The sequence below is a fragment of the uncultured Campylobacter sp. genome (assembly GCF_938045595.1).
Taxonomy (GTDB): domain Bacteria; phylum Campylobacterota; class Campylobacteria; order Campylobacterales; family Campylobacteraceae; genus Campylobacter_B.
This window is the reverse complement of sequence record NZ_CALIBB010000260.1, coordinates 1-8,125: the sequence shown is the minus strand read 5'-3', so window position 1 is coordinate 8,125 and position 8,125 is coordinate 1. Positions and strand designations below refer to the sequence as shown.

Here is an 8,125-nt window from a genome sequence, read left to right as displayed (position 1 = left end):
TTAAAAGGCAGCTACATATCTACAAGGTGCAGAGCTTAGATGGAGCGTCGCAGGAGCTGTTAGATTGCGCTTATGACCTATTCCACATCACGCGGACGCAAGAGGAGAGCATTAAAGCCCTAGAGGTCAAAGCGGGCATAAGAAAGGAGCGGGAAAGATGAAATCTATCAATCATAAAAGAACGCTTTTAAAAATAATGCTCGAACAAGGGCGCGTGACGGCGGGGCGAGTATTCGGCATAAGCAACGCCAATCAGTATTTGGGCGAGCTTAAGCGCGAGGGCGCGATTAAAGACCGGTGGGCGCAGGAAGACGGGCGCAGGTTTAAATGGTGGTATATCGTGGATTTCGATAAAGCCAAAAAGAAAATAGGGGATTGGGGCGACAAAGAGGCAAAAGCTAATAATACGCCCCTTGAGACGTAATCAAAATATTTAAGGGCGGCTAGTATCAAGCGAAACCGCCCTTTGGAAATTAAAACGTGGAAATATTACCTTACATTAACCAAATTTTGGCTGAAGCGCCGAATATTCATATCGACACAATCCGCGCGAGCTTTTTTAAAAACGCCGTAACCAAAAAACGGTTTAGCAAAATGGAGCTTTTAAAAAGCATAGCCAAAAATCACGGCTTAAAATGGCGAAAAATGCAAGATGCCAAAGAGATTAAAATCGCGAGGCGTTATGAATTTCGCGGACTAAAGATAACCGACCTATACGAGCTTGAGAATTTAAGCATATTTTACGCTACTACGAAAGCGCCTAATGATTGTCGCCAAAAAGCCGTTATTGAGTTTTACGGGCTGAGGCAATATCATAAGCCCGCCCCGCCCCTTGATTTAATAGCGGAGCTACTAGACGCCGTTAATAACGTCTCAAGTATCGACCTTTGTTATGATAGCTGCGCGCCTTTCAACCTAGACGCATTCGAGATAATCAGGCACGGAAACACCGCCTATGTAAAAGCAGAATTTGGCGCGCTACAAAGGATTTATTTTTACGACAAGGCATTAAAAAACGATTTGGGCTTTCCTTTGTATCGAACCGAAGCGACCGCGCCGATAATCGATTTAAACAAGCCCGCCTTGCTACCCAAGACCAAACGGCTTGATTTACAGCTGCGCCAAGCCCTAAGCGACTTCGGGCAAATAATCGACCTAGCCGTTTAACCGCCCTATTCTATCCGTCCGACCTCATCGCCTATTTACTCGACCAAAATTATCCAAAATCACGCCCAAACCTTAAGCCGATTTTTACTCCTCTCATTTACTTTAAGGTTTCCTAAAACGTGTATAGGAAGCAAAACTAAAGCACATAGTAAATGAAAACACAAACTCCCATTTTACTTTTTTTAAAAAATACCCGCCCGCTCCTATGTTTTGGTGCTTTACTTCACCTCAAAATCAAGACCCAAAAACGCGATTTAAGTTTCAGACCCCTTAGTACAGGGTAGTCCGTTTACTTTCCCTTTCTCACTTCTACCCTTTTTTTGATAATCCAAAGCTCTCAACCTTAAACACTCTCGCACATTTTTCAAAAAATGGTGGCGCACCTGAAAAAGTAGCAGGTGCATAGGATTAAAATAAAGGGGCTACAAGGCAAAAAGAGGGCGCGCCTCATACAAAAGGGTTAAAATCAATCAGAGGGCTTTATTTACGAAATGCGAGGGTTCAATAAAAACACCCTAAATATCGCCATTCGCTAAAAATGAATAATGCAATAGCAAAAAAGGAATGATGGGCTAGATTTAATCTAGAGCATAGGCGCATATTACAACAGAGATAAGGAGGTGATGAGGTTAGATGTCTTTAGTTAGCTCTTTGATTTTTTCAAAATTGCCTGCTTTGATGTAGTTGATAAGCCAGCTTTCGACCCAATACGGCACATTTTGAGAACCACCCCAATTATTAACGGAACTCGATAAAACGCCAACCAATTCGGCAAACTCTTTTTTGGATAGATTGGCACGTTTAAGTAATTCATTAAAAGCTTTTTTATCCATTTAATAGCCTTTCATACTTGATTAATTATGCAATTATATCAGAAACTATTTAAACAAGTAGTTAAAAGCTTGACAATATGTCTATTTAAGTGTATAATTTAGCTTATTAATACTTAAATAAGTAGTTTTACCATAAGGAGCCAAAATGCAACACAACCATTCAACAAGGCAAGGGTTTTCACAATTCCTAGCCACATACGAGAGCGCGCAGGACTGCGCTTATGACCTATTCGCTAAGCTTACGGAACTATCTAACGCTTACGACGCCCTAGAGGCGAAAGCGGATGAAGCCGCGCAAAGCCTAGCAAGGATTGAGCGCATAGCTCGTTTATGCGAGAGTGGCGCACTAGAGCAGGAGGCGCTTTACCGAGTGGTAAAGCAAAACACATCAGCAAGGAGCTTAAGATGATTTTAAATGACACAGACAGACCCGTAATTAAGAGCTTTCACGAGCTACTTAAACAAACGGCAGGCAGCGATGAGGTAAGCGAACAGGTGCTTTATGATGTGGGTTATTCGCTATTTTACCAGCGTAACCACATACAAAACGAGAACAAAAGAGTATTAAAAGGTAACGGCGTATTGCATAGACGCACCGCCGAAGCAGAGGAGCAAAACGCAGAGCTAAAGGAGGCTCACGAATATTTTTTAAGGATATTGGGCGAGGATAGGATTAAAATTCAAACCCTGCTAGCCGATAAGATAATCCTAGAGGATAAATACGACAAACTAAGCAAGCTCTACAATGAACTGCACCTAAAATGGTGCGAAACCTGCGACGAGCTTTACGAAGTGCAGCAGGAGCGCGACGAACTTAAAAACAAACTAAGCGAAAGGGCGAGCAATGAATAAAAGAGACTTTAATATCGCTTTGAAGTATTTGGCTAAGGGTGCAGACGCACCCAGCTACGAACAGCTAAAAGATTTCGCCTTTAAGCTATGGACTAGCTTGCATAAGCGCAAGCTAGAGCGAGCCGCAGACGATAAGCAGAGGGCTAAATTTAAAGCCGAGATAGCTAAGCGAGCGCAGGATATGGACGAAGCGCGGGCGACAATTTGAAGCAGGCTTACAAGCTTACCGCCTATTCAACTACTACGCGAGCGAATGCGAAAAGCTGCAAAAGCGCATAAACTATCTTTGCGAGCAAGCGGGCGCGTTACAAGACGAAGCGGAGCCGATAGATAGCTACAAGTGGCACGCTCCGCTAAAGGGCGCGTGAGAGGGCTTGACCGCCCTTTTTTCACGAAACCAAGCAACATTTAAAAACGCGTTAAAATACTTCAAAACGTCAAAAAAGGCAAACAATGGAGCTATTAACGTCAAAGCAAGTAGGCGAAATTTTAAATTTATCCAGAAGCACGCTTTCTAAAATGAGAAGCGACAAATACAAGGGGCGCTTTAATATCGTTTTGCCCTTTATCAAGATAGGGCGCGCGGTAAGATAAGAGCGCGAGGCGGTTAATCAAGCCATAAAAGAGTTAAAGGCGAGCAAATGAAAATATCACCCGAAATTAGAGCGCAGATATTAGCAAAGCATGAGGCGGGTGCAACCCAAAGAGAGCTACAAAAGCTTTTTAACCTAAGCGCGGGCGCGGTCAATAAAATCACCAAAGGCATAACCAAAAATTTAAAAAGCACGATAGCCAAAGGCACGAAGTATCTAGCGGAACTATCGGATTTAAACGAATACGAGCGTGAAGCCGTAACGCAAGCGGTAAGCGATAACGCACGGGCGATAATCTTTTTTAAACAAACGGCGATTAAAAATCAAATAATGGCTAATAGGCTACTAAATGAAGCGAGCGACCTAAGCAATATCGAACTTCACAGCAGGATAACCGCGCGCAATGAAGAAACGATGTTCGGCAAAAACTACGAGCTACAAGAGCAAGGCTCTACGAGTGCCATAACCCAAATCGTAATAAGGCGTGATGATATTTGAAAACTTACGATATTGACCTATTTTACGAGCTATCGATATTTTTTAACGACGATTTACGCCTAATGGCTCACACCGTAGCATACGCGCTAAATTTGGACGCTAAAGTAATATACAAAGATTTCACATTCGGACGCTACAAAGAGGAATATTTAAAAGCCTTGCAAGAAGCAAAGAACAACCCGCAAAAAGCCTATTTAAACCTGCTGATAAAATTTAAAGATAAAAGCCCGATATTCGACCGCGACGATTTCGAAAACGCGGAAGCCTACAGCGTGTTTAATAGAAGTTATGACAAAAAACGAACGCAGGCGGGGAATGACGACGCTTAAAATTTCGCTTTTAGACACAATTTCGCTAGCTGAGGCGAACGAAAAAACGAACGGGCTTATCAAACCCTAAGCAGTAAGAAGTTAAAATAAAGGTGGATTTTAAAACAAAGGTTAAGAAATGCAGACCCTAACCATACGAACGGACGAGACCATAATGCGCCAGCTCGTCGCCATAGGCAAGATTTTAGCTAGCAGTGCGAATGCAAGCTTTGAGACGCTTACGACCGAACTAACGGACGAATATGTTAAAGAGCTAAACACTCGCGCGGACGAAGCCCTAAAAGGCAAAGGGCTAATAGACGAAGCGACTGCACGCGATACGATAGAGCGGATAAAAGCGGGCAAATATGCGCGTAAAATTTCATAGTCGCTTTTTTGATGAGCTTGACGCGATAAAAGACTTCATCGCTAAAGACAGCCCAAACAGAGCGGATAATTTCGTCGATGAGGTTTTTCGAAAGTGCCTAGATTTAAAAAATATGCCCTTAGCGCATAGGCTTAGCCAAAAGGTTAAGAAAGACAACGCTAGGGATTTAATTTTCAAAGGCTACGTTATCCCATATCTAATAGAGAGCGAGACGATTTACGTCTTAGGTATTTACGGCGCGAATGAGTGGCAAGAGTGAAACGATTAAACCGGTTCTAGTTTCACAAAGAAACCTTAATTAAGTTTCGAGCTAAAAAAGCCGTAAAATTTTTCAATTCTTAAGAGAAATCTAGGCGTTTAAGCTAGCGAAACTTAAAAACTGAAAATTTCTAAAATGTAAAGTCCTATTTTAGGGTACTTACTCGCGTTTAATATTGAAAAGTAAACTTTTCATTATCGCATTTTTGAAGCTTAAAAACTTAATCGCCCAAAAAATATTTGAAAAATATTTTTGCTGTTTTTATCGTCGAAATAACGTATTATTGGGCCTATTAATGACATCGTCAAGTCGCCTCTAACCACCATTTAATCCATTTCATCCTTTAATCAATCCTTTCACTTTCTTTTTGTTGATATGGCAGTACTTATCTTAAGTAGCGAACTACGCGAAATAATAAAATTTACGTTACATCTGTTTGCTCGCGCGAACTTGTTTAAATTTTACCCCCGAAGTAACCTATAAATTTAAAGCCGAAAAAATCAAATACGAAATAAGACGAAAGTAAAGCCTAGAAAAAATACAAAAGTAAATTACAAAGTCTGCAAAATTTATAATAAAAAAAGAGATAGAAAAAAATAAGAGCTATAAAATTTGTAAATTTACAATAGCAATGATTAGAAAAGAATAGAGCTATATAAAACTATAAAGTTTATAAAACAAAGGGAGAAGCCCAACTTACTCTCCTCCCCTTATTTTAATATTCTTTCTTATTACTCTCCCCTACCCTTCTTGCCTCTCTTACCTTTAGCTTTGGATGAGCCGTTTTCTTTAGCATCATCTTTCATTTTATCCGTAGAGCTTTTTACTTTACCATCCTCATTCATAGCTTTATCCATGCTATCATCCATTTTATCTTGCATCTTTTCTGATTTAGCATTTGCTTTAGCTTTAGAGGATTTGGCGGTATCTTTAGCTTTTTTATTTGCTTTTTGCTTTACGGATTTTAGATCGCTTATATCGGTAGTGCCGCTTACGGCAAGATCATCTTTAATAAGCTCAAATCTCTTATCGCCTATGCCTTTAATATTTTTGATATCCTCGATATCTTTAAATTTATTATCCTTGCGGTAATCTATGATAGCCTGAGCTTTTGCTTCTCCGATACCCGGAAGCGCCATAAGCTCCTGCTTGCTTGCAGTGTTTAAATTTACTGCTGCTAGCATAAATGCAGGAAGCGATAGAAATAGTGCGGATTTAAATAGGTTTTTCATTAAAAGTCCTTTGAGGTTGAAATATTTGTATTGCCAAATAAAACGTCTATTAGCATTTAGGGCTTTTGCATACCTATCCCATGTCTATGCTTTAGAATGGATATGCCGCCCATATAGCTATTACGCTACCTTGCAATACGGTAAGGATTATATTTGTAGCGGGCTTAAAGGAAGATAAAATTTAAGAGATATATTGAAATTTTATCTGCTTTGATCGTTTTATTAAATAAATACATTAAATTTTAGCTTGGTCTTAAAAAGCAGATAGGCACGATAAAGCTAAGCTAGATATATTAAATTTAACAGCGCTTTTTTTGCTCCTCTTTGGAGACCGAAAAGGATAAAGCTAGATATATTAAATTTAATACCGCAAGCATTGAAGCGGGATTTGGATTTAAATCATATAAAAGGCTAAGCGGCGGTATTTATGAAATTTAGCCACCTTGCCACGCACGGAGACTTTTTACGTGCGAGGCTATACGCATATGGCGACGGGATACTGGTGCTGTGAAAGGCACGGATACTTTACGTGCAAAGCTAGACGAGCAATCTTCATAAAATTTAGCTGCATTCGTAAGCTTGCTTTTGTAGGACATGCTTTTCTGGGCTTGATTTTTAATAAGGTTTTATCTGCTTATAGAACGTTTCATTATATTAAGTAACAATGCTTGCCAAGCTTTATTTGGCATCTAGTTTAAATCATTCGAAAGCCTTATAAGTGCCGGCGGCTTTATAATTTAGATATAAAAGCGCGGCAATGTATTAAAAACGAACGAACGTATTAATCATAAATAAGGCTCGTAGAGGTTAGAAATAAAGATCGCACCATAGAAGTTAAAAAACAAACGCAACAGATAGTATTAAAAAAATGATACAAACAAGCAAGTATTATAGAAAAATTTTAATCCGTATCATTTTTCACTCAATATAAGTTAAATTTAATGCAGAGTTTTGAGATTTTGTATTGTGGCGGAGAGCTAGATTTAAAATTTGTATTTGCAGAAGGTTCTAAAATTCTAAAAAGGCTATGGAATTTTAAATTTATCAAGCAATATTTATTGGCTAAAAAAGCGATAAGCCAAAGATACCGGAATAGAATTTAAATTGAAAATTGTATGGAAAGTTATGGAATTTTAACAAAGCCTGCAGCGACCTACTTTCCCCGTCCGAGTAACGGATAGTATCATCAGCCAGGACGAGCTTAGCTTCTTGGTTCGAGATGGAGCAAGGCGTTTCCTCGTCTGTATAGCCACAGGCAGTGTTAAATAAGGGATTGCTTTTATTGTTTGACAGTAATATCTTGCAAATACGTTACGAACTTCAGCCTCGTAGCATATAAGCTTTACTCGTTCCTGCCTGTTCGCCTCATATCAAAAATACTTCGTAATCTAATTTGGATTAATTTGTAGATTACGGATATCTTTTATAATCTCTTATTTAACACTGCGTTCATCGTTAAAGTCAGATCTCGTTTTATAAAAACAAAGGTTGATAAGGTATAGTAAAAATTTACTATTTCGAATTGAGAACTAATTTTTTGCTAGGCAAGGCAAACGAGCAAAGACGAGGGAGCATACGTATGGTATGTGACCGAAGTCTGCAGCGAAGTTTAACGAAGCATAGTGAAAAATTAGGAATCAATTTTATCCTTAACAAGGAAGTAATGCTTAAAAGATAAGCAAACGAGCTATTAGTACCGGTCAGCTAAAGGACTTTCATCCATTACACATCCGGCCTATCAAACTAGTAGTCTACTAGAGCTCTTAAAAGAAGATTCATCTTGGAGTCGGCTTCGAGCTTAGATGCTTTCAGCTCTTATCGCATCCCGACTTAGCTACCCGGCGGTGCTCTTGGCAGAACAACCGGTACACCAGTGGTCGGTTCAACCCGGTCCTCTCGTACTAGGGTCAACTCTCCTCAATCTTCTTACGCCCACGGCAGATAGGGACCGAACTGTCTCACGACGTTCTGAACCCAGCTCGCGTACCGCTTTAA

Annotated in this window: 11 protein-coding genes, 2 rRNA genes and 1 pseudogene; 10 read left to right on the top strand and 4 right to left on the bottom strand. The window is 39.8% G+C overall.

All coding sequences use genetic code 11. The annotated features are described in order from the left end of the window. Positions 1-157 precede the first annotated feature (157 nt). Both Q0340_RS10425 and Q0340_RS10420 read left to right on the top strand, forming a co-directional pair. Positions 158-424, top strand: a complete 267-nt coding sequence (locus Q0340_RS10425) for a hypothetical protein (RefSeq protein WP_298083249.1) — start codon at positions 158-160, stop codon at positions 422-424. Between the two features lie 170 nt (positions 425-594). Continuing rightward, positions 595-1,167 carry an aspartate carbamoyltransferase gene (locus Q0340_RS10420; protein ID WP_298083248.1) on the top strand — a complete coding sequence of 191 codons (573 nt, stop codon included), beginning with the start codon at positions 595-597 and terminating at the stop codon, positions 1,165-1,167. Between the two features lie 629 nt (positions 1,168-1,796). On the opposite strand, the gene Q0340_RS10415 is transcribed toward Q0340_RS10420, so the two are convergent. Then, positions 1,797-2,000, bottom strand: a complete 204-nt coding sequence (locus Q0340_RS10415) for an XRE family transcriptional regulator (protein ID WP_298083247.1) — start codon at positions 1,998-2,000, stop codon at positions 1,797-1,799. Between the two features lie 145 nt (positions 2,001-2,145). Between Q0340_RS10415 and Q0340_RS10410 the strand changes: the two genes are divergently transcribed. The 8 genes from Q0340_RS10410 (at position 2,146) to Q0340_RS10375 (ending at position 4,898) form a co-directional block, all read left to right on the top strand. Further along, positions 2,146-2,409, top strand: a complete 264-nt coding sequence (locus Q0340_RS10410) for a hypothetical protein (RefSeq protein WP_298083246.1) — start codon at positions 2,146-2,148, stop codon at positions 2,407-2,409. After that, positions 2,406-2,852, top strand: a complete 447-nt coding sequence (locus Q0340_RS10405) for a hypothetical protein (protein ID WP_298083245.1) — start codon at positions 2,406-2,408, stop codon at positions 2,850-2,852. Before Q0340_RS10410 ends, Q0340_RS10405 begins: the two co-directional genes overlap by 4 nt. Next, positions 2,845-3,060 carry a hypothetical protein gene (locus tag Q0340_RS10400; protein WP_298083244.1) on the top strand — a complete coding sequence of 72 codons (216 nt, stop codon included), beginning with the start codon at positions 2,845-2,847 and terminating at the stop codon, positions 3,058-3,060. Before Q0340_RS10405 ends, Q0340_RS10400 begins: the two co-directional genes overlap by 8 nt. Before the next feature lie 245 nt (positions 3,061-3,305). Further along, a complete protein-coding gene (locus tag Q0340_RS10395; RefSeq protein WP_298083243.1) occupies positions 3,306-3,446 on the top strand; it encodes a DNA-binding protein in 141 nt (46 codons plus the stop codon). Positions 3,447-3,493: 47 nt separating this feature from the next. Then, positions 3,494-3,943 carry a hypothetical protein gene (locus Q0340_RS10390; RefSeq protein ID WP_298083242.1) on the top strand — a complete coding sequence of 150 codons (450 nt, stop codon included), beginning with the start codon at positions 3,494-3,496 and terminating at the stop codon, positions 3,941-3,943. After that, positions 3,940-4,272 (top strand): hypothetical protein, encoded by a 333-nt coding sequence (locus tag Q0340_RS10385; RefSeq protein WP_298083241.1) that lies wholly within the window; start codon positions 3,940-3,942, stop codon positions 4,270-4,272. The genes Q0340_RS10390 and Q0340_RS10385 overlap by 4 nt, the downstream gene beginning before the upstream one ends. 118 nt (positions 4,273-4,390) lie before the next feature. After that, entirely contained in the window at positions 4,391-4,639 is a 249-nt protein-coding gene (locus Q0340_RS10380) for a hypothetical protein (RefSeq protein WP_298083240.1), read from the top strand. Next, complete coding sequence (locus tag Q0340_RS10375) at positions 4,620-4,898, top strand: type II toxin-antitoxin system RelE/ParE family toxin (protein ID WP_298083239.1); 279 nt, start codon at positions 4,620-4,622, stop codon at positions 4,896-4,898. Before Q0340_RS10380 ends, Q0340_RS10375 begins: the two co-directional genes overlap by 20 nt. A 992-nt stretch (positions 4,899-5,890) precedes the next feature. Here Q0340_RS10375 and Q0340_RS10370 read toward each other — a convergent pair. From Q0340_RS10370 to Q0340_RS10360, 3 genes and pseudogenes are all read right to left on the bottom strand, one after another. Further along, positions 5,891-6,130: pseudogene (locus Q0340_RS10370) on the bottom strand (helix-hairpin-helix domain-containing protein); the annotation flags it as partial. Positions 6,131-7,270: 1,140 nt separating this feature from the next. Then, positions 7,271-7,387 (bottom strand): 5S ribosomal RNA (gene rrf, locus Q0340_RS10365). Between the two features lie 413 nt (positions 7,388-7,800). Then, positions 7,801-8,125: ribosomal RNA gene (locus Q0340_RS10360) — 23S ribosomal RNA — on the bottom strand; the annotation flags it as partial.